Annotated in this window: 18 protein-coding genes and 1 pseudogene; 6 read left to right on the top strand and 13 right to left on the bottom strand. The window is 66.7% G+C overall.

Annotation, left to right across the window (positions count from 1 at the left end; translation table 11 throughout):
- The first annotated feature begins 18 nt into the window (after positions 1 to 18).
- The 5 genes from OCUBac02_RS05075 to OCUBac02_RS05055 are packed head-to-tail and all read left to right on the top strand — an operon-like array spanning position 19 to position 4,382.
- On the top strand, positions 19 to 969 hold the full coding sequence (locus OCUBac02_RS05075) for an ABC transporter permease (protein WP_173043894.1): 951 nt from the start codon (positions 19 to 21) through the stop codon (positions 967 to 969).
- Positions 969 to 1,787: an ABC transporter permease gene (locus OCUBac02_RS05070; protein ID WP_173043892.1), complete on the top strand. Its 819-nt coding sequence runs from the start codon at positions 969 to 971 to the stop codon at positions 1,785 to 1,787. The genes OCUBac02_RS05075 and OCUBac02_RS05070 overlap by 1 nt, the downstream gene beginning before the upstream one ends.
- The gene (locus OCUBac02_RS05065; RefSeq protein WP_173043890.1) at positions 1,784 to 2,254 is read left to right on the top strand and encodes a GNAT family N-acetyltransferase; all 471 of its coding nucleotides are present in this window, start codon (positions 1,784 to 1,786) and stop codon (positions 2,252 to 2,254) included. Before OCUBac02_RS05070 ends, OCUBac02_RS05065 begins: the two co-directional genes overlap by 4 nt.
- The gene (gene murA, locus OCUBac02_RS05060; protein WP_173043888.1) at positions 2,254 to 3,513 is read left to right on the top strand and encodes a UDP-N-acetylglucosamine 1-carboxyvinyltransferase; all 1,260 of its coding nucleotides are present in this window, start codon (positions 2,254 to 2,256) and stop codon (positions 3,511 to 3,513) included. The genes OCUBac02_RS05065 and murA overlap by 1 nt, the downstream gene beginning before the upstream one ends.
- Complete coding sequence (locus OCUBac02_RS05055; RefSeq protein WP_173043886.1) at positions 3,510 to 4,382, top strand: glucosamine kinase nucleotide-binding domain-containing protein; 873 nt, start codon at positions 3,510 to 3,512, stop codon at positions 4,380 to 4,382. The genes murA and OCUBac02_RS05055 overlap by 4 nt, the downstream gene beginning before the upstream one ends.
- Here OCUBac02_RS05055 and OCUBac02_RS05050 read toward each other — a convergent pair.
- From OCUBac02_RS05050 to OCUBac02_RS04995, 12 genes and pseudogenes are all read right to left on the bottom strand, one after another.
- Entirely contained in the window at positions 4,379 to 4,978 is a 600-nt protein-coding gene (locus OCUBac02_RS05050) for a histidine phosphatase family protein (protein ID WP_173043884.1), read from the bottom strand. The genes OCUBac02_RS05055 and OCUBac02_RS05050 overlap by 4 nt on opposite strands.
- A gap of 7 nt (positions 4,979 to 4,985) precedes the next feature.
- Positions 4,986 to 5,924, bottom strand: a complete 939-nt coding sequence (locus OCUBac02_RS05045) for a BadF/BadG/BcrA/BcrD ATPase family protein (RefSeq protein ID WP_173043882.1) — start codon at positions 5,922 to 5,924, stop codon at positions 4,986 to 4,988.
- Positions 5,911 to 6,594, bottom strand: coding sequence for an N-acetylmannosamine-6-phosphate 2-epimerase (locus OCUBac02_RS05040; protein WP_244639101.1), 684 nt, complete (start codon positions 6,592 to 6,594; stop codon positions 5,911 to 5,913). The genes OCUBac02_RS05045 and OCUBac02_RS05040 overlap by 14 nt, the downstream gene beginning before the upstream one ends.
- On the bottom strand, positions 6,591 to 7,445 hold the full coding sequence (locus OCUBac02_RS05035) for a carbohydrate ABC transporter permease (RefSeq protein ID WP_173043880.1): 855 nt from the start codon (positions 7,443 to 7,445) through the stop codon (positions 6,591 to 6,593). Before OCUBac02_RS05035 ends, OCUBac02_RS05040 begins: the two co-directional genes overlap by 4 nt.
- Positions 7,445 to 8,377: a carbohydrate ABC transporter permease gene (locus tag OCUBac02_RS05030; RefSeq protein WP_173043878.1), complete on the bottom strand. Its 933-nt coding sequence runs from the start codon at positions 8,375 to 8,377 to the stop codon at positions 7,445 to 7,447. Before OCUBac02_RS05030 ends, OCUBac02_RS05035 begins: the two co-directional genes overlap by 1 nt.
- Before the next feature lie 109 nt (positions 8,378 to 8,486).
- Positions 8,487 to 9,764 carry an extracellular solute-binding protein gene (locus OCUBac02_RS05025; RefSeq protein WP_082009779.1) on the bottom strand — a complete coding sequence of 426 codons (1,278 nt, stop codon included), beginning with the start codon at positions 9,762 to 9,764 and terminating at the stop codon, positions 8,487 to 8,489.
- A gap of 2 nt (positions 9,765 to 9,766) precedes the next feature.
- Positions 9,767 to 10,774, bottom strand: coding sequence for a hypothetical protein (locus tag OCUBac02_RS05020; protein ID WP_173043876.1), 1,008 nt, complete (start codon positions 10,772 to 10,774; stop codon positions 9,767 to 9,769).
- Positions 10,775 to 10,932: 158 nt separating this feature from the next.
- Positions 10,933 to 12,372 carry a lipopolysaccharide biosynthesis protein gene (locus OCUBac02_RS05015; protein WP_173043874.1) on the bottom strand — a complete coding sequence of 480 codons (1,440 nt, stop codon included), beginning with the start codon at positions 12,370 to 12,372 and terminating at the stop codon, positions 10,933 to 10,935.
- A 26-nt stretch (positions 12,373 to 12,398) separates the two neighbouring features.
- Positions 12,399 to 13,310, bottom strand: a complete 912-nt coding sequence (locus tag OCUBac02_RS05010) for a hypothetical protein (protein WP_173043872.1) — start codon at positions 13,308 to 13,310, stop codon at positions 12,399 to 12,401.
- Positions 13,310 to 13,558 (bottom strand): phosphopantetheine-binding protein, encoded by a 249-nt coding sequence (locus tag OCUBac02_RS05005; protein WP_173043870.1) that lies wholly within the window; start codon positions 13,556 to 13,558, stop codon positions 13,310 to 13,312. The genes OCUBac02_RS05010 and OCUBac02_RS05005 overlap by 1 nt, the downstream gene beginning before the upstream one ends.
- 14 nt (positions 13,559 to 13,572) lie before the next feature.
- Entirely contained in the window at positions 13,573 to 15,183 is a 1,611-nt protein-coding gene (locus OCUBac02_RS05000; protein WP_280528848.1) for an AMP-binding protein, read from the bottom strand.
- A 407-nt stretch (positions 15,184 to 15,590) separates the two neighbouring features.
- A pseudogene (locus OCUBac02_RS04995) lies at positions 15,591 to 16,038 on the bottom strand (integrase core domain-containing protein); the annotation flags it as partial.
- A gap of 315 nt (positions 16,039 to 16,353) precedes the next feature.
- Here OCUBac02_RS04995 and ku (OCUBac02_RS04990) point away from each other — a divergent pair.
- Positions 16,354 to 17,223, top strand: coding sequence for a non-homologous end joining protein Ku (gene ku, locus OCUBac02_RS04990; RefSeq protein ID WP_173043866.1), 870 nt, complete (start codon positions 16,354 to 16,356; stop codon positions 17,221 to 17,223).
- On the opposite strand, the gene ku (OCUBac02_RS04985) is transcribed toward ku (OCUBac02_RS04990), so the two are convergent.
- A complete protein-coding gene (gene ku / locus OCUBac02_RS04985) occupies positions 17,224 to 18,009 on the bottom strand; it encodes a non-homologous end joining protein Ku (RefSeq protein WP_173043864.1) in 786 nt (261 codons plus the stop codon).
- Between the last annotated feature and the right edge of the window lie 27 nt (positions 18,010 to 18,036).

Genomic DNA, 18,036 nt, shown 5'->3' with positions numbered 1-18,036 from the left:
CCTGACAAAGGCCGAGGCATGCTCCGTCACCTGCTGCAGCGCAGCCTCGACCTCGTGATCGTGCTGTTCGGGATCTCCGTGATCGTCTTCCTGATGATCCGGCTGATCCCGGGCGACGCGGTGGCGATCATGCTCGGCGCCAATACCGAGGTGACGCCCGAGCGCATCGCCGCGATGCGCGGCGCGCTCGGTCTCGACCGGCCCTTGCTGGAGCAATACTGGGTCTGGCTGAGCCATGCCGTCCGGGGCGATTTCGGCACCTCGATCTGGACCGGCCGACCGGTGATGCAGGAGATTGCCGCCCAGATCTGGCCGACGCTCCAGCTCACCCTGTTCTCGCTCGTGCTCGGCGCCGGGCTCGCGATCCCGCTCGGCTGCCTGATGGCGCATTGGCGCGGCGGACGCGCGGATCTCGTTCTGCGCGTCGGTGCCATCGCCGGACTCACCATCCCCTCCTTCTGGCTCGGCATCGTCATGCTGATCACGGTTGCGACGCTGGCGCCGAGCTTCGCCTCGCTCGGCTATGTGCCGTTCAGCGAGGACCCGCTCGGCAATCTCCAGCGCCTGCTGCTGCCGGCGATCGCGCTGGCGCTGCCGATCCTGGCGAACCTCTCGCGGCTGGTGCGCACGGCCATGCTCGATGCGCTCGGCCAGGACTATATCCGCACCGCCCGCGCCAAGGGGCTGGGCGAACGAGCCGTGCTCTACCGGCATGCCCTGCGCAACGCGCTGATCCCCTTCGTGACCAGCGTCGGCATCATGACCGGCTATCTGCTCGGCGGCGCCATCGTGGTCGAGCAGGTCTTCTCGATCCCCGGCCTTGGCCGCCTGATCCTCGGCGCCATCGCAGAGCGCAACTATCCGCTCGTCCAGGCCACGATCCTCGTCGTCACCGTCGGCTTCGTGCTGGTCAACGCTCTGGTCGATTTTGCCTATGCGCTGATCGACCCCCGGCTGAGGGCGGCCTGATGAGCCAGAGCCGCCGCATCGCCATTGTCGCCGGCATCTTCGTCGTCCTGCAGATCGTGCTCGCGCTCGGCGCGCCGCTGATCGCGCCCTATGACCCGCTGGCGCAGGACATCGTCGCCAGGATGAAGGGACCGAGCGTCGCGCATTGGCTCGGCACCGACCATCTCGGCCGCGATATCCTCTCCCGCATCCTCTACGGCTATCGCACGGCGCTGATCGCCTGCGGCATCGCGGTCGGGCTCGCGCTCGTGATCGGCGGCAGCCTCGGCCTGCTCGCCGCCTTCTATCGCGGCTGGTGGGACCGCATCATCATGCGGGCGATGGATATCCTCTTCGCCTTCCCGGTGATGCTGCTGGCGATCGGCATCATCGCCATGCTCGGCCCGCGCACGGAAAGCGCCGCGATCGCCATCGCCGTGGTCTATGTGCCGATCTTCGCGCGCCTGATCCGGGGGCCGGCCATGGTGCTGGTCGAGAGCGATTTCGTCGCCGGCATCCGCTCGATCGGCGCCACCGATCTCAGGATCATGCTGCGCCATATCCTGCCCAATCTCGCCTCGGTCATCCTGGTGCAGAGCTCGCTCCTGCTCTCGGCCGCGATCCTGGTCGAGGCCTCGCTCTCCTTTCTCGGGCTCGGCACCCAGCCGCCGACGCCCTCGCTAGGGCTGATGCTGGCGGAGGGGCGCAATTTCGTGCTGCTTTCGCCCTGGAACGCGATCTTCGCCGGGCTCGGCATCCTCCTGCTCTCGCTCGGCTTCAACCTGCTGGGCGACGCCCTGCGCGACGAGCTCGATCCTCGGCTCCGGGGCCAGTCGTGATCGTCCGCAAGGCGGTCGCGGCCGATATCGCACCTGCCGCGACGCTGATGGCGGAGGCTTATGCCACGCATTTCCGCCCGATCATCGGTGATGCCGCGCTCGGCTTCGACAAGGCGCATTTCGAAGCGCGCTTCGCCCGGGAGTTGGCCGACCTGACAGTTCTCGACACTGATGGCATGCGCGGCGTCCTGCTGGTCAAGAATGGGCACGTCGCCATGCTCTTCGCGGCCGAAACCGGTCAGGGCCATGGCGCCGCGCTGCTTGCCCATGCCGAGGCGAACGGCGCCCGCTCGCTCGAAGTCTTCGCCGCCAACGAAGGCGCACGGCGCTTCTATGAGCGGGCCGGCTGGCAGGTCGCGGACGACTACGAACGGGAATTCGCCGGCGCGCTGCACCGCTTCCTGCGTTATGAGAAGCCGACGATGCCCCACCAGAACACCAGCCCTCATCCTGAGGAGGCCCGCTGATGGACAAACTCCTGATCCGCGGCGGCCGGAGGCTGTCCGGCACGGTCGAGATCCGCGGCGCGAAGAACGCGGCGCTGCCGGCCTTCGCCGCGGCGCTCCTCTCGGACAAGCCATTGACGCTCCGCAACCTGCCCGACGTGGTCGACGTCAAGACGATGCAGGCCCTGCTCGAAGGCTATGGCGTCACCTTCTCCGGCCGGGCCGCCGATGCGCTGACGCTCGATGCCGCCAAGGCCGGACCGCGCGAGACGAGCTACGACACCGTCCGCAAGATGCGCGCGACCATCCTCGTGCTCGGGCCGCTGGCGGCACGCTTCGGCGAGGCGCGCGTCTCGCTGCCGGGCGGCTGTGCCATCGGTGCCCGGCCGGTCGATCTGCATATCAAGGCGCTTGAAGCGCTCGGCGCCGAGATCGACGTGGCCGGCGGTTATATCGAGGCCAGGGCGCCACGGGGCCTGACCGGCGCGCGCATCGTCTTCCCCTTCTCCTCGGTCGGCGCGACCGAAACCGCACTTCTGGCGGCCAGCCTCGCCAGGGGCGAAACCGAGATCGTCAACGCCGCCAAGGAACCGGAAGTGCTCGATCTCGCCCGCTGCCTCAACGCGATGGGCGTCAGGATCGAGGGCATCGGCAGCCACCGCCTGTTGGTGCAGGGCGCGCAGAGCCTCTCGCCCGCGACCCATGAAATCGTCGCCGACCGGATCGAGGCCGGCACCTATGCGGTCGCTGCCGCGATCACCGGCGGAGAGCTGGAGCTGGTCGGCGCGCGGCTCGAGCATCTCGCGGCGGTCGGCGAGGCCTTGGAGGCGGCCGGTGTCCGGCTGTGGCCGAGCGATCGCGGCCTGATGGTGACGCGCCCCGGCCGGCTCACCGGCATCGACATCATGACCCAGGCCTATCCCGGCTTCTCGACCGATCTGCAGGCGCAGTTCATGGCGCTGATGAGCGTGGCGGACGGCACCTCGCTGATCCGCGAGACGGTGTTCGAGAACCGCTTCATGCATGTGCCGGAACTGGTCCGGCTCGGTGCCGACATCACCTTGAAGGGCACCAGCGCGACCGTGCGCGGCGTCGCCCGCCTAAAGGCCGCGCCGGTCATGGCGACGGATCTGCGCGCCTCGGTCAGCCTCGTGCTCGCCGGCCTCGTCGCCGAGGGCGAGACCGTCGTCAGCCGCATCTATCATCTCGACCGTGGTTATGAGGCGCTCGACCGCAAGCTCACGCGCTGCGGCGCCGATATCGAGCGGGTCCCGGCATGAGCCCGCCGGCCGATCTCTATCTCGGCGTGGATGGCGGCGGCACCGGCTGCCGCTGCCGTCTCGAAACGGCTTCAGGTGAGGTGTTGGGCTCCGGCATCGCCGGGCCGGCTTCGCTTAGGCTCGGTCTCGAAACCTCGCTCGCCGCCGTGATGCAGGCGGCACGCGGCGCCATCGCCGAGGCCGGCCTCACCGAGGCCGGTTTCGCGCGCGTCCGCGCCGGCATCTGCCTCGCCGGCATCGGGCGCAAGGGCATGCAGGAGGCGCTTGCCGCCTGGGAGGCACCCTTCGCGGAAACGATCTTCGAGAGCGACGGCCTGGCCGCCTGCCTCGGCGCACATGCCGGCGAGGATGGCGGCATCGTCATCATCGGCACCGGCTCGATCGGGCTCGCCCGGGTGAACGGCGAGGAGCTGCGGATCGGCGGCTACGGCTTTCCGATCGGAGACGAAGGCAGCGGCGCCGATCTCGGCCTCGCCGCCATCCGCGTTTCGCTGCGCGCCCATGACGGGCGCGAGCCGGCGACGCGTTTCACGCAGGATGTGCTGGCGCGCTTCGAGGCCGACCCCTTCGAGGTCATCGCCTGGATGGACAAGGCCCATGCCACCGATTACGCGACGCTGGCGCCGCTGGTGCTGCGCCATGCCGATCTCGGCGATTCCCATGCCCGCATGATCATGCAGAACGCCGCAGCGATGATCGACGCGATGGTGCGCACCCTGTTCGAGCGCAGCGTGCCGCGCGTGGCCCTGATCGGCGGCCTGTCCTCGGCGATGGAAGCCTGGCTCGCGCCGGATGTTAGGCGGCGGCTGTCGCATGTGAAGAGCGACGCGATCGCCGGGGCGCTCTCGCTGGTCCGGCCGCGGGTCTAAGATCCGACGCCGGCTTGTTCGGGAACGATGTCGCGCCAACCGTGCCGCAACGCCCGGCTCGCCATATCGAAAGTGAAATAGCAGCCGCCTCCGGCGATGGGCTGGCCATGCTTGCGCGAAATCAGCTCGCCGCGGAGATCGCTGAGCAGCAGCGTGCCGACACCGCCATGCGCGAAGATCACGAGGTCGCCCGCTCCACGTCGCGCTGCGATGCAGGCTGCCACGCCTGCCTTGATCCGCGCCTGTGCATCCCGCGCCGTCTCCCAGCCGAGGATGCTGATATCCGGCTCAGCGAAGAACTGGTCGACGATCTCCCAGAAGCGTGGCGGCGCGACATAGCCTGTAGCCGAGCGATCGTTCTCACGCAGGTCATCGCGCGTCGTGAAGGGCAGGCTGCAGGCACGTTGCAGGGCCTCGGCGCAATCCATAGCCTTGCGTTCGTCGCTGGTGAAGACATCGGTCACACCGGCCAGTTCCGGTCGTTGACAGAAGGTCTCGATGCGCGCCCGGCCGACGGACGATAAACCCCAGTCCGGCACCGGGACCTGCGGATCGACGACGACTTCAGGATGGGTCACGAAAAAGACGTCCGCCATGCTGTTCCTAGAACCGCTTCTCATTTGCGTGGGCCAACTCGCAGGCCAGGCGGGCCGCGCAACCGGGCACATCGACCTGCATCTCATCCTGCGCGACCGGCGGCGCCACGAGCACCTGGAAGCGCTGCGCAATCAGCGGAGACAGCGTCGCGGCGCGGCCGCAGAGGACAACCGGTTTGGCGCCGATATGCGCCCTCAGAGCCAGAGCGAGCCGCGCCAATTCCTCGCCGGCTTGCGTGAAGATGTCGATGGCCGTCGCATCACCCGCTTCCGCACCCGCCGCTACGGCTCGCGCCAACAGCCCGAGACTGCCACGGTCACCGCCATAGACATAGGTCCGCACGGCATCCCATGATGCTCCGCCAAGCGCCTGCGCGAGCGCATGGCCGAGCGTGCTGTCCCAGCCGGAGCCGGGAGCCTCGTCCTCGCGGCGCAGCAATCGGCGCAAGGCTTCGGCCGCAATCCAGGCGGCGGAGCCGCCATCGTCGATCAGCACGCCGCGCCCGCCGGCGCGGATGATCTCACCCTCGGCGTTCAGATGGTATCCGATCGCCCCTGTACCGGAATAGACGATGATGCCCTCGCCCGGCGCGAAGCGGGCGCGGTAACCCAGCCACATGTCGTCGACGACGAGGATGCCGTCCTCGGAGCAGCCGAAGGCCGTGGCCAGGATTCCGGAAAAGACAGCCGTGACGGCGCTTTCAGGCCCGAGGCCGGTGATGCCCGCGACGATGGCCTCTGGTCTGCCGATGCCGGCAATCTCCGACGCCAATCGCGCGAAGATACCGGCGACCCGCTCATGCTCGGCCAGCGTGAAAACATGGCCGGTCATCGGCTCCATCTCGCCGCGCGCCACAATCGCGCCCGAAGAAGCCGACAGGCACCAGCTCGAGCCGGTCCCGCCCGTCTCGATGCCGAGGCCGAGACCGTCCTCAGGCGCCGGCATGGCGGGCGAAGCGGCGGGTGATCTCGCGGGGATTGGTGATCGTCGTGCCGATGACGACGGCATGCGCCCCGGCGGCGAAAGCGGTCTCCAGTTGCTCCGGCTGCTCGAAGCGCCCTTCGGCTACGACCGGCACCGAAAGAGCCCTGGCCAGGGCCTCGATCAGGGCAAGGTCGGGGCCGAGCGCTTTCCGCGCTTCCGTCTCGGGCGTGTAGCCGGAGAGCGTCGTCGCGACGTAGCTCGCGCCGAATGCGGCGGCGCGCACGCCATCCTCCAGCGTCGCGCAATCCGCGAAGACCGGCTTGCCCAGCTCGTCGCGGATGCGGGCGATCAGGCGGTCCAGCGGCTCGCCGTCGCGGGGCCTGTCGGTCGCGTCGATGGCGATGATGTCGGCGCCGGCCGCAGCGATCGCCTCGGCGCTGGCGAAGTCCGGCGTGATGTAGACCGGAAACCGGTCGTCCCAGCGCTTGAGGATGCCGATGATCGGCAAGGCGCTGACAGCGCGGATCGCGGCGATGTCGGCCGGGCCGTTGGCACGCAAGGCCAGCGCCCCACCTTGCTCCGCCGCAAGCGCCATCGCCGCCATGAAGACCGGCCCGTGCAGGGGATTGTCGGCCCGCGCCTGGCAGGAAACGGCAAGGCTGCGATGGGGGATCAGGGGCTCTGCCGTCACTTCACCGCTCCGGCGGTCATGCCGCGGATGAACTGGCGCGACATCAGGATATAGACGATGGTCAGCGGCAGGGCCGCGATGGTGAGGCCGGCGAAGAGCATGCCCCAATCGGTGGTGTATTCGCCCATGAACACCGAGAGGCCCTGCGGCAGGGTCTTGCGGGCGTCGGTCTGGATGAAGACCAGCGGGAAGAAGAAATCGTTCCAGGTCGGCACTGCATTCTGGATCGCGGCGATCACCATCGGCGGCACCGAAAGCGGCAGCATGATCGAGAGCATGATGCGAGGTTCCGAGGCGCCGTCGATGCGTGCGGCTTCCTCCAGTTCGACCGGCAAGGTGCGCAGGAATCCGGTCATGATGAAGATCGTCGAGGGCAGGCCCATCGCCGTGTAGATCAGGATCAGGCCGAGCCTTGTGTCGAGCAATCCGAAATCGCGCATCTGCAGGAAGAGCGGGATGACCGCGAGCTTCAGCGGCAGCATCAGCCCGGCCAGGAAGAACATGAAGATCGCCGAATTGCCGGGGAATGAGTAGCGCGCCAGCGCATAGGCGCCCATGGTGCCGAAGAGCAGCGTCAGCAGGATCGAGGTTCCGGTGATGACGACCGAATTGACGAAATAGCTCGGCAAGCTGGTCTCGCCCCAGATGCGCTTGAAGTTCTCGACATAGGCGAAATCCGGCACGGCGAAGGGCGCGTCGAAAATCTCCGGCGTCGTCTTGAAGGCCGAGAAGACCATGATGACGATCGGGTAGAGCATCAGCACGGAATTGCCGATCAGGAATGCGGCGGCGATCAGGCTGCCGGCGCTGCTGCGCGGAAAGAGCGGGTCATTGCTGGCGGCACGGAACATCACAGCGCGACCTCCCGCCGGCGCAGATACTGGGTGATGATCGTCGCGAACACCGCGATGAACAGGAACATCAGCACGGCCAGCGCATTGCCATGCCCGAAATCCTGGATGCCCGCCGTCTGATTGCCGAAGGCGGTGCGGTAGAAATACAGGCCGAGAACGTCGGTCGAGCCATAGGGCGAGCCGTCGAGCCCTGCCATGATGTAGGGCAGCTCGAACCAGTTGAACGCGCCGATGAAGAGCAGCGTCAGCGTGATCGTGGTCGAGGGCGTCACCAGCGGCCAGACCACGCGGGTCAGTATCTGCCAGCCAGTGCAGCCGTCGAGCTTGGCGGCTTCGAGGATCTCGCGCGGGATGCGCTGCATGCCGGCGAGATAGACCAGCGCCGGAAAGCCGATCCAGTGCCAGGCATTGGCGAGCACCAACGCCGGCAGCGCCGTCGTCTCCTGGCCGAGCCAGGGCTGGCGCAGGCCGCCGAGCCCGGCCATGTCGAGCAACTGGTTCACCAGCCCGAAATTCGGGTCGAGGAAGAGTTTCCACAGGAAGCCGACCAGCACGGTCGAAAGGATCACCGGCATGAAGATCGCGATGCGGTGGAAGCGGAAGCCGAAGGGCTCGCGATAGATGAACCAGGCGAGCAGGAAGCCGACGCTGTTCTGCACCACGAACAGCGCGAAGAAGACGAAGAGATTGTGGCGGAAGGCACGCCAGGTCAGCGCCGCGAAATGCTCGCCGAACAGGACATCGGCGAAATTCTTCAAGCCGATGAAATCGCCCTGCGCCATGCCGTCCCAGCGATAGAAGGCGGCGCTCAGGGCCGAAAGCAGCGGCCAGACCACGAAAGTCAGCATGATCGCGAGCGGGGGCAGAATCAGGAAGGCGATCCAGGCCGCTCGCCTGCGCTTCTCGCGGTTTCGGTAATCCGTCTGCATCGGCTCTGGCCCTCGGGATGCGCCGGGGAGGCAAGCGGCGGCTGCACGGGGCCAGCGTTCACGGCCGCAAATCGACCGTGAACCTCAGACTGGCGTCGCAGCGTCGCGTCTATTTCTTGAAGGGCGCGTAATAGGTTGCGATGCCCTTGGTGACCTCGGCGCCGACCTCGGCCGGCGTGGCCTTGCCGGCGAGCATCTTCTGCACGCCCGCCTGCAGCAGCACCGAGCCGGTCGGCTCCTGATAGCGGAAATTGACCAGCATGATGTAGGACATCGCGCTCTGGTTCAGCGTCGCGACCTCCTTGAGCAGCGGGTTCTCGAAGACGACGCCCTTGATCGGCGAGATGTTCTGCAACTCGTTCGAGAAGGCCGTGCCGAATTCCGGCGTGCCGAGGAAGCGCAGGAACTTCAGCGCCGCGTCCCGCTTCTTGGACGCCGCATTGATTGCATAGCCGCCGTCATAGAAGAGCGCGACCAGGCGCTCGTCGCCGGCCTTGGCGACAGGCGAAGCGAAGAGGCCGAGCTTCAGCTTGGGATTCTGGCGCAGGAAGTTCGCGATCTCGAAGGACCCTCCGGCGAACATCGCGGCCCGGCCCGCGGCGAAGAACTGCTGGGAGGCCGCATAGTCGACGCCCGAGAAATTCGGCGCGAAATATTCCTTGATCTCGTTGAGCCTGGCGAGCGCACCGACGAAGCGGGCGTCGGTGAAATCGGCCTTGCCGGCGAGCACGTCCTGCTCGAACTGCCGCCCGATCAGCGAGGAGAGCAACGCGCCGACGATCGTCTCGTTCTGCCAGGCCGTCGCCGTGCCGTTGCCGAACGGGTTGATGCCCTTTTCCTTCAACGTCTTTGAGACGGCGACGAGCTCGTCCCAGGTGTTCGGCGGCGTGACGCCCGCCTTCTCGAACAGCTCCTTGTTGTAGATGATCAGCATGGTCTGCGAGGCGAAGGGCACGGCATAGAGCTTGCCGTCGGCCCGCATCGTCTCGGCGGCGATCGCCGAATCCGGGAAATTCGCGAATTCCGGCACCATCGTCTTGTCGAGCGGAACGAGATAGTCGGGCTTGCCGACGCCCAGCGTGCCATAGGCGCGGACCTGCACGACATCCGGGCCGGTGCCGCCGGCGAGCGCCGTTGAAAGGACGGTGTTGTAGTTCGCCGCCTCGAAGGCCTCGAACTTCACGTTGATATCGGGATGGTGCTTGCGGAAGGCGGCGATCAGCTTGGCATAGGCGGCCTTGTCCTCCTGGCGCCAGCTCCACATGGTAATGTCTTCCGCCTGCGCCTGCCCCGGTGCGGCGAAAGCCGTCGCGGCGGCGAACAGCGTCAGCGCCAGCTTTCCGAGTGTCCGCCTGACGATGGATTTGGTCTGAAGCCCGGCCAGCATTGTCATTCTCCCTGGTTGTTCTCGTCGTCTTGTGACGGCTTTTCGACAGGATCGTCGCGCGAAGCCGGCGTCACCAGCAACGCGGTGGCATCGTCATGGATCTTCACGCGTCTGAAGCGCTCCGCCAGCGGGTCCGCGCTTTCGAGCCGGCGCAATTCGGCAACGGCAGCCGTGACGCCTCGGCGCTCGACCGCATCCATCAGCCCGGCCTCGTCGCAATGCGCGACCACATCGACGAGGCGCATGAAGCCGTCGGAAGCGAGCAGGACGGTCGCCTCCGGCGAGACCTCGGCCGAGAACAGGCGCAGGCCCGCCGTCCAGCTCAGGCCGGGATTGACGGCCCAATAGCCGCCCTCCCGGTTGAGCGAGCGCCGGTTGCGCAGGATCTGCGCCAGCGCCTTCGGCGAGATCACCTCGCCGGGAAGATGTCCGTCCGCAGTCGCCGCCGCGATGGTCCGGGCCTCGAACGGGCCGCTCGACGGATCGGTCCAGCGTTCGAGCCGGCCGCCGTCCCGCATCATGATCGAGACGTCGCCGATCATGGCTCCCTCGATGCGGCAGGCATCCCTTTCGCGCCGCAGGCGGATAAGGCCGAGCACGGCGGAAGGCCCCTCACCTGGCTCGCGCTCCGGATATCCGTCGCCCAGCGCCGCATAGTCCTGTTGCAATTGCCGTTCGAGCTCTTCGGCCCAGGCCGAAAAGTCCAAGGTTTCCGGCGCGTTCGCGCGCAGGATCGCGTCGATCCGCCGGACGAGCCAGGCGCCTTCCGATTCGATGGTCGTGCGGGCTGCACCGGAGAAGAACGCCGAACCGTCGATGATCCAGGCACAGGAACCGGCCGCTCCCGAGATGTCCTCGTTATAGGCGGCGCTGCCCTTTTCGCTGGCTTGCGAGATCACGCGCCAGCCCGGCCCGGCTTCACTGGCAGCCGGCGCGAAGTGGTCGACAGACGCTGATACAAGCCCCTCGCCTTGCACCGTTCCGGACGCTCCCATCTGCCGCGCTGGCATCAGACGCGGTCGTAATATAGACCAATATAGAACCAGTTTGTCCGGCACAAGCCGGAATCTGATGCGGCCGCACCCGAGGACGACCGCCGGATACCGCTGGACTGTTTGGGACGAGAACGCTGACCGGCGGCCCAGTGGCATCTTCGATGCGGGACGATCTAGCCGCCATGCTTCCGCGTGAACGAGCCGCGCGCCAGCTGCCTGAGCGCGCGGTGCTCGAACAAGGCGTAGATCGCGAGATAGACGGTCCCGCCGAGACAGCAGGTGACGGTCAATCCGACGAGCCCTTCTGGCCTCGGCAGCGCTGCGAGAACGGCAGCCATCGCCAGGCAGGCCGTCCCCGTCGCGAAGATGGCACGCGCCGTCAGCAAGGGGCCATGCTGCCGCGCGACCAGGACGACGGCCAATGCCGTCGCCAGGATGGCGGCGACCAGGCATCCGATCAGGGCGCCGGCGATGCCGTAGAGCAATGCGCCGGCGCCGCAAAGCAGCATCGTGGTCACGGCCTCGAGCCCGTCCAGCGCCGTCATCAGGCGCGACCGGTCGGTCAGCTGCAGGATTTCGTCGAGATAGTGATTGCGGAAGGCCCGCACGCCCCCTGCCAGCATCGCCACGGGCAGGATCGCCGCCGTCATCTCCTGATAGGCCGGCGCGGTCAGGAGGCGGGCGGCCGGCCCGGCGACAAAAGCGAGCCCGACCGTCGCGGGCGCCAGCACGGCGAGCAGGATCGGTCCCGCGACCAGCAACTGGCTCACGCCCGCGGCGATGCCTTCGGTCCGGGCGCGGCTGGCCGCCATCGGGAACAAAGCCGTCGTCGCCAGCACGGAGAGCTGGGTGGCGATGCGCTGGCCGATGCCCCAGCCGACATGGATCAGGCCGACCGCCGCCGCGCCGAACACCAGATCGGTGACGAAGCGCATGCTCTGCATCGAGCCCCAGGCAAGGCCGGCGCCCAGCGCCGTGAAGACGCCGTAGCGGAAGCCTCTCCGCAACGTGGCATGGTCGATACCGCCACGGACCTGGCGATAATCGAGCTTCAGCGCCATGGGCAGGGCGACGAGACAATGGCCGAGCGCCATGGCGAGGAAGGCCACCGTCAGGCCGGGCCCGAACAGGGCGAAGCCGGCCAGGCTCAAGCCGAGGCTCAGGCAGGGGGCCGCCATCTGCGCGAAGGCATGCAGCCCGATCTGCTGCTGCGCCCGAGCACGGACGCTCGCATGCACGACGGTTCCGCGCATGACGCCGGCGAGCGCCGCGCTGCCGATAAGGCCGGGCTCCGCCGGGCCATCCCCCAGCACGATGGTGAAGCCCGCGACGAGCAGTGCCTGAGCGATCCCGGCCAGGGCGATCACGCCGATCTCGGTGCGATCCTGCCGCGCCCGCAAGGCCGGATCGGTCTCGTCGAGATAGCGCAGCCCATATTGCGACCACCAGGACAGCGTCGCGATCTGCGCGAGATCCTGCAGCGCCACCACCAATGCGTAGACGCCGAGCTCGACCGGCGCCAGCCAATGGGTCAGCACCACGATGGTGGCGAGCTGGATCAGCGGGCCGAGCGTCCCGGCCGGCATGTAGAGCAGCGTCTTGCGAAGGAGCATCACCGGGTGACTGCCTGCCGTCCCGCCTAGGAGACGCCGAACAGGACGAGTTCGGAATAGGCGTAGTCGAGCCGGTCTCGGTCGACCACGCCACGCCAGAAGCGCTGCCGTCCGGGTCGGAAGAAGGCGCCCCGCGGGCAATCCTCGCGATACGCGTCGATCGACAGGAACAGGATGCCGCGGCCGGCGAGAAAGCGCATCACTGCCGGCAGGTTGCGGATCACGGCCTTGCGGCTGCCGGCGAAGATCAACTGAGCGAAGCGCACCCCCTTGCGCCGGATCGGGCGGAAGAGCAGCGGGCAGGTGCTCGTTTCCTCGCAAAGCACGCCGGCGATCAGCCCGTCCCGCTCATGCCATTCCAGCATCGCGGCCTCAGCCGGGCCGAGCACTGCGGTCGCCTGAGCGAGGCGCAGCACGCTGGAGCCGCGCCGGGCCGGCAGCGCGGCCCAGGGCAGGACGCCGGCGAGAATCATGCCATTGCTCCAGGGCGACAGGCCGACAGCGGCATTCATCCGGTAGATCGACTCGGAGGCGGTGAGATCGGTGACGAGCCCATCGCTCTCCTCGACGATGGCGCGCAGCATCGGAACGGCGCGCCAGCGATGCGCCGGCTGGATGTACCAGCTCGACAGGTTGACCACGGGATAGAGCGTCCCGTCGGGTCGGCTGCGCGTGCTGCGCAAGGCCAGCATAATGCCGACGACCTGGCCGCCCGCCTCCAGGCAATAGCCGAAATCACCGCCCTGCAGTGCGACCTGCCGCTCCAACCCCCGCTCCCAGAAGGCGCGGCTGGTCGCCGGAAAGCCCTCCATCAGCAGCGTCACGGCCTCGTCGCGCCGGGACGACCCGATCGGGCGCAGGAAGCGCGGGCGCGCAGCGGCTGTCGCTCCAGCCTCGGGCAAGACCTCCGGGAGGGCGTCGGCGCTCGTGTCCCGCATCAGGCGGGCTGCTGACGCGCCAGCGCCTCGAGCCGAGCGAGCGTGTCGATCCCGGTGATGTCGAAATTGGCATCGGCCAGATCGAGCCCGTAATCGCGTTCGAGCAGCGCCAGGATTTCGGCAGCGGCAAGGGAATCGAGCCGCCCGCTCAGGAACAGCGACTCGCTCTCGCAGATCGGGCCGGCATGTCCGGCCTCGGCGAGCAATGCGACGACGGTTCGGCGCAGGTCTTGCGGATCGACGTTCACATATCCTCCTTTCGTCAGGAAACAGGGTCGGCCGGGCGGATGACCTCGGCCTCGACGGAAACGGACCGGGCATCCTGATCGAGCCGGTGCGCCAGCGCGCCACGGTCGATCTTGCCGTTGATGTTGCGGGGCAGGTCCGGTCCGGTGACGATCCGGCCGGGGACGAGATAGCGCGGCAGCTTCCGCACGAGATCCCGCCTGATCGCCTCGACATCGCCATGGCCGCCGCTGACGAAGGCGACGAGCCCTTCGGCCGAGCCATGGGCGACCGGCCAGGCCACGGTCGCGACGAGGTCGGTGCCCGCGGCCCGGCGCAGATGCGTGTCGATCTCCTCCAGCTCGACCCGGTTGCCCTTGAGCTTCACCTGATTGTCGATCCGGCCGAGATGATGGAAGACCCCATGCGCGTCCATGCGCCCGAGATCGCCGGTCAAATACCAGCGCTCGCCGCGGATCATGCGGAAGCGATCGGCCGTCAGCTCCGGCAGGCCGAAATAGCCGATGCCGAGCTGCGGACCCGCGAGCGCGATCTCGCCGGCTTCGCCCGCCGCGACCGGCTGCTGCCGCGGATCGAGAATGGCCACCTTCATGGTGGGATAGGGCCGGCCGATCGCGAGGATATCGCGCCCTTCGGTCACGACCGGCGGCTCCGTCAAGGGCTGGCGCAGGCCGATCACCGTCGCCTCGGTCGGCCCGTAGATGTTCTCGACGACGCCGTTGGGCGTGGCCGCCGCCCAGGCCTGCGCCGCCGAGACCGGCAGCGGCTCGCCGCAGAAGATCGAGAGCCTGAGGCTCGGGAAGATGCCCGGCTTCAGCGCCCCGCTCTGCCGCATCAGCGCGATCACCGTCGGCACCGACATCCAGGCCGTAAGCTCATGGCCGCGGATGAAGCGCGCCGGAGCCAGCATTTCGAGCTGCGACATCACATGCAGCGAGGCGCAGGCCCGCAGGCAGAGAAACAGATTATGGACCGAGAGATCGAAGGTGACGTCGCAGGCCTCGCCGATCCGGTCGGCGGGGCCATAGCGCGTCCATGGCTCGCTCTGATCGAGATAATGAGCCAGCGAACCGGCCGAGATCATCACGCCCTTCGGCAGCCCGGTCGTGCCGGAGGTGAAGATGATGTAGCCGGCGTCGCCGGGCGCGACGGGCACCGGCTCGTCGAGTGGCGGAACCGTAAAGCTGCCGCGCGGAAGCACGGATTGATCGGGCCGGGCCGGCGCGAGCGTGCGCCCGGCCGGGATCACGACCAGATCGGGAGCGTTGGCGAGAACCTCCGGCGTCAGGAGGCCGGTGCCGTTCTCGTCGGCGATGAGGGCATCGAGCTGCAACTGGCCGAACAGGGCGATCAGGCGCGCGGCCGGCCATTTGAGATTGAGCGGGACATAGGCGCTGCCAGCCCAGCAGGCAGCGAGAATGCCGATATAGGCCTCGCTGCTGCGCGTGCCGAGAATGCCGATGCGCCGCGACCGACGATGCCCCGCGAGCAATCCCGCAAGCTCCGTCACCTGTCGCGCAAGCGCGCCATAGGTCAGCGCAATCCCGCCAGCCTGGAGAGCCAATGCGTCAGGACATTCCCTCGCCTGTCGCGCCAACCCACGCGCCAGATTGAAGCAATCCCCCACTCCTTCCCCTCCAGCCGAAATCGAAAGTGACTAAAAACCTCGCTATCTTGATGCCATTCAGGCGGTAGCGCAATCCAACCAAGGAATGCCTGTGGGAACAGCGTTAAGTCGCGTCGCTTTATTCTTCAAAACGGAATAATAAATCGAACTAATATAAACTTCTCGGCCGATATTCACTCGAAACCGACGACTTGCTTGCAGACGCATCGACCTGATCAATCCCGGATGTGTCGAACCTTACTCTGCGCCGTCCGGGCATTTTTCGACAGCCGGGTTCCGGGGGGCAAGCCAGGATCGTCACTGCGAGACAGCTTCACTTCGCGAGAGTGAACCCTCATTTCGGAAAAGCCGCAGAACGACACCGATCCGGGATCTGATCCGCCCCGTCGAGAGGTCCGGCTTGATTGTTAATGTACGGTTGGCCTGGGCGCCAGCGCGGGCGGCGTAGCAGGCCCGGGTTGCGCAGCCGCCCGCGCGGTCATGGAGGGATGAGAACCTCCGGCGCGGGAGGCTTGTAACCGAGCGAGCCGTGTGGGCGCACGGTGTTGAAGTGCCGCCGCCCACTTTCGACGGCGATCTTCGCCTCGGCGAGGGTGTAGAAGATCTCGCCATCGAGAAACTCGTCCCGGAGCCGGGCGTTGAACGACTCGATGAAGCCGTTCTCCCAGGGGCTGCCGGGTGCGATGTAGGCGGTCTCGCGCCAACCGCGCTGATCCAACCCTGCACGGCCTTGGCGACGAACTTGGGGCCTTTGTCTGAACGAATATGCTCCGGCACACCGCGCAGGATGAAGAGGTCCGAGAGCACGTCGATGACATCGATCGCCTTCAGCCTTCGGTCGATGCGGATCGCCAAGCCGGAGCCTGAGAAGAGCTTACCAATCTCGTCGGCCGCGAAATCGAGATAGCTTGCTGGATCGATGGCGAGGTCGGCCGCCACCCAGGACGTTGAAGGCCCGCTTTCGGACGATGCGATGACATCGGCGTCCGCCGCCTGAGCTTGGCCTTACCCGGCTCGGATACCATTGCGTTCCTGGCAATCCAATTCGCAGAGGCATAACAAGCCAAGGATCGGATGCAAATAAGCCGTTGATCGGCTCGACACGGGAACTTTCGCTTGAGACGAACGGTTTTTCATCCGCACTTCCCGCTCTGATGCGAGACTGACGACATGGCGCCGCGCGCGATTTGGAAAGGCGTCCTCAAGGTCGCCGAAGTCATCTGCCCGGTGGCACTTTACACTGCCGCCTCAACCGGCGAGCGCATCTCCTTCCACACTCTGAATCGCAAGACCGGCAACCGAGTGCATCGCCAGTTCATCGATGAGGTCACAGGGAAGCCGGTCGAGAAGGATGATCAGGTCAAGGGCTACGATCGCGGCGATGGCGACTACATCGTGATCGAGCCGGATGAAATCGCCGAGGCAACCCCAGAAAGCGACAAGGTCCTCGACGTCGCGACCTTCCTGCCCTGCGACGAGATCGACGACCTGTTCTTCGACCGACCCTATTACGTGACGCCGAGCACGCCGATCGCGACCGAGGCCTACACCCTGATTCGCGACGTCATGGCGAGCCGGGAGAGCGCGGCCCTGGCGCGCACCGTTATCTTCCGGCGGATGCGCTCGATTCTGATCCGGCCACATGATGCCGGAATGATCGCGACGACTCTCAATTTCGATTACGAGGTCCGTCCGGCGGAAAGCGCCTTCGACGACATCCCGAAGTTAAAGATCGAAGGCGAGATGCTGGAACTCGCCGAGCATATCATCCGCACCAAAGCTGGCCGCTTCGACCCCAAGGCTTTCGACGACCGCTACGAGACTGCGCTGGCGGAACTGGTCAAGGCGAAGATCGAAGGACGCAAGATCAAGCCGGTGAAGCGGCCGGAGCCGGCGAAGGTGGTCAATCTTCTCGATGCTCTCAGACAGAGCGCCAAGAGCGGTCAAGGCGATGGCAAATCGGCTGACAAACCCGCCAAGAAGCGAAAATCCGCCCGCAAGACGGCCGCAGAGACCGAGCCACAGCGCAAGGCGAGCTGATCATTTCCGCGGTTCCAGGCTGCGCTTGAGGGCATCCATGATGCTGATGACATTGCCCTCGTTGGCGGCATGTTTGGTTTTCCGGGCCGGCTTGCGGCCTTTCTGCTTGGCCTTGATGAGATCGAGCAGTTCGTCCTGGACAGGATCCTGCGCAAGCTCCGGCGACCAGTCCTTCGTGCGCGAGGTGATCAGCTTCTCCATGAGCGCGCGCATGTCGGGCTCGGGTTTCGCCTTCTTGATATCAGCGAAATAATCCTTCTCGTCGCGGACTTCGTCGCCATAGCGCAAGGTCCATAACACAATGCCCCTGTCGCGCGGCTCCAACAGGACGGCACGCTCACGCCGGTAGAGGACAACGCGAGAGATACCGACCGTCCTGGTCGCCTTCATCGCCTCGCGGATAACCGAGAAGGCTTCGTCGCCGATCTTGCCGTCCGGCACGAGGTAATGCGGCGTGTCGTACCAGATCCAGCCAACGGAGGAGCGCGGCGCGAACAGCTCGATATCGATTGTGCGCGTGCTCTCCAGCGCGACGGCGTCGAGCTCGTCATCCTCGAGCATGACGTAGTCGTCATCCCCCTTGGGATAGCCTTTGACCTCGTCGGCATCGGCGACCGGCTTGCCGGTGACGGCGTCGACGAAGCGGCTTTGGATGCGGTGCCCTGTCTTGCGGTTGAGCGTGTGAAAGCGGACTTTCTGGCTCTCGGAGCGCGCCGGCATCATCGCGACCGGACAGGTCACGAGCGACAGTTTGAGATAGCCTTTCCAAAATGTATGCTGGGCCATGGACGGTTCTCCGATCGGACGCGAAAC

This window comes from Bosea sp. ANAM02 (assembly GCF_011764485.1).
Taxonomy (GTDB): Bacteria; Pseudomonadota; Alphaproteobacteria; order Rhizobiales; family Beijerinckiaceae; genus Allobosea.
Note: the sequence above shows the minus strand (reverse complement) of the source record. Positions and strands in the feature narration are given on the sequence as shown.

What these genes read in the sequence shown, in the direction of transcription:
- OCUBac02_RS05075 (WP_173043894.1), top strand. Translation starts at nt 19, where the DNA reads ATGCTCCGTCACCTGCTGCAGCGCAGCCTCGACCTCGTGATCGTGCTG.
- OCUBac02_RS05070 (WP_173043892.1), top strand. Translation starts at nt 969, where the DNA reads ATGAGCCAGAGCCGCCGCATCGCCATTGTCGCCGGCATCTTCGTCGTC.
- murA (WP_173043888.1), top strand. Translation starts at nt 2,254, where the DNA reads ATGGACAAACTCCTGATCCGCGGCGGCCGGAGGCTGTCCGGCACGGTC.
- OCUBac02_RS05055 (WP_173043886.1), top strand. Translation starts at nt 3,510, where the DNA reads ATGAGCCCGCCGGCCGATCTCTATCTCGGCGTGGATGGCGGCGGCACC.
- OCUBac02_RS05050 (WP_173043884.1), bottom strand. Translation starts at nt 4,978, where the DNA reads ATGGCGGACGTCTTTTTCGTGACCCATCCTGAAGTCGTCGTCGATCCG.
- OCUBac02_RS05045 (WP_173043882.1), bottom strand. Translation starts at nt 5,924, where the DNA reads ATGCCGGCGCCTGAGGACGGTCTCGGCCTCGGCATCGAGACGGGCGGG.
- OCUBac02_RS05035 (WP_173043880.1), bottom strand. Translation starts at nt 7,445, where the DNA reads ATGTTCCGTGCCGCCAGCAATGACCCGCTCTTTCCGCGCAGCAGCGCC.
- OCUBac02_RS05030 (WP_173043878.1), bottom strand. Translation starts at nt 8,377, where the DNA reads ATGCAGACGGATTACCGAAACCGCGAGAAGCGCAGGCGAGCGGCCTGG.
- OCUBac02_RS05025 (WP_082009779.1), bottom strand. Translation starts at nt 9,764, where the DNA reads ATGCTGGCCGGGCTTCAGACCAAATCCATCGTCAGGCGGACACTCGGA.
- OCUBac02_RS05020 (WP_173043876.1), bottom strand. Translation starts at nt 10,774, where the DNA reads ATGCCAGCGCGGCAGATGGGAGCGTCCGGAACGGTGCAAGGCGAGGGG.
- OCUBac02_RS05015 (WP_173043874.1), bottom strand. Translation starts at nt 12,372, where the DNA reads ATGCTCCTTCGCAAGACGCTGCTCTACATGCCGGCCGGGACGCTCGGC.
- OCUBac02_RS05010 (WP_173043872.1), bottom strand. Translation starts at nt 13,310, where the DNA reads ATGCGGGACACGAGCGCCGACGCCCTCCCGGAGGTCTTGCCCGAGGCT.
- ku (WP_173043866.1), top strand. Translation starts at nt 16,354, where the DNA reads ATGGCGCCGCGCGCGATTTGGAAAGGCGTCCTCAAGGTCGCCGAAGTC.
- ku (WP_173043864.1), bottom strand. Translation starts at nt 18,009, where the DNA reads ATGGCCCAGCATACATTTTGGAAAGGCTATCTCAAACTGTCGCTCGTG.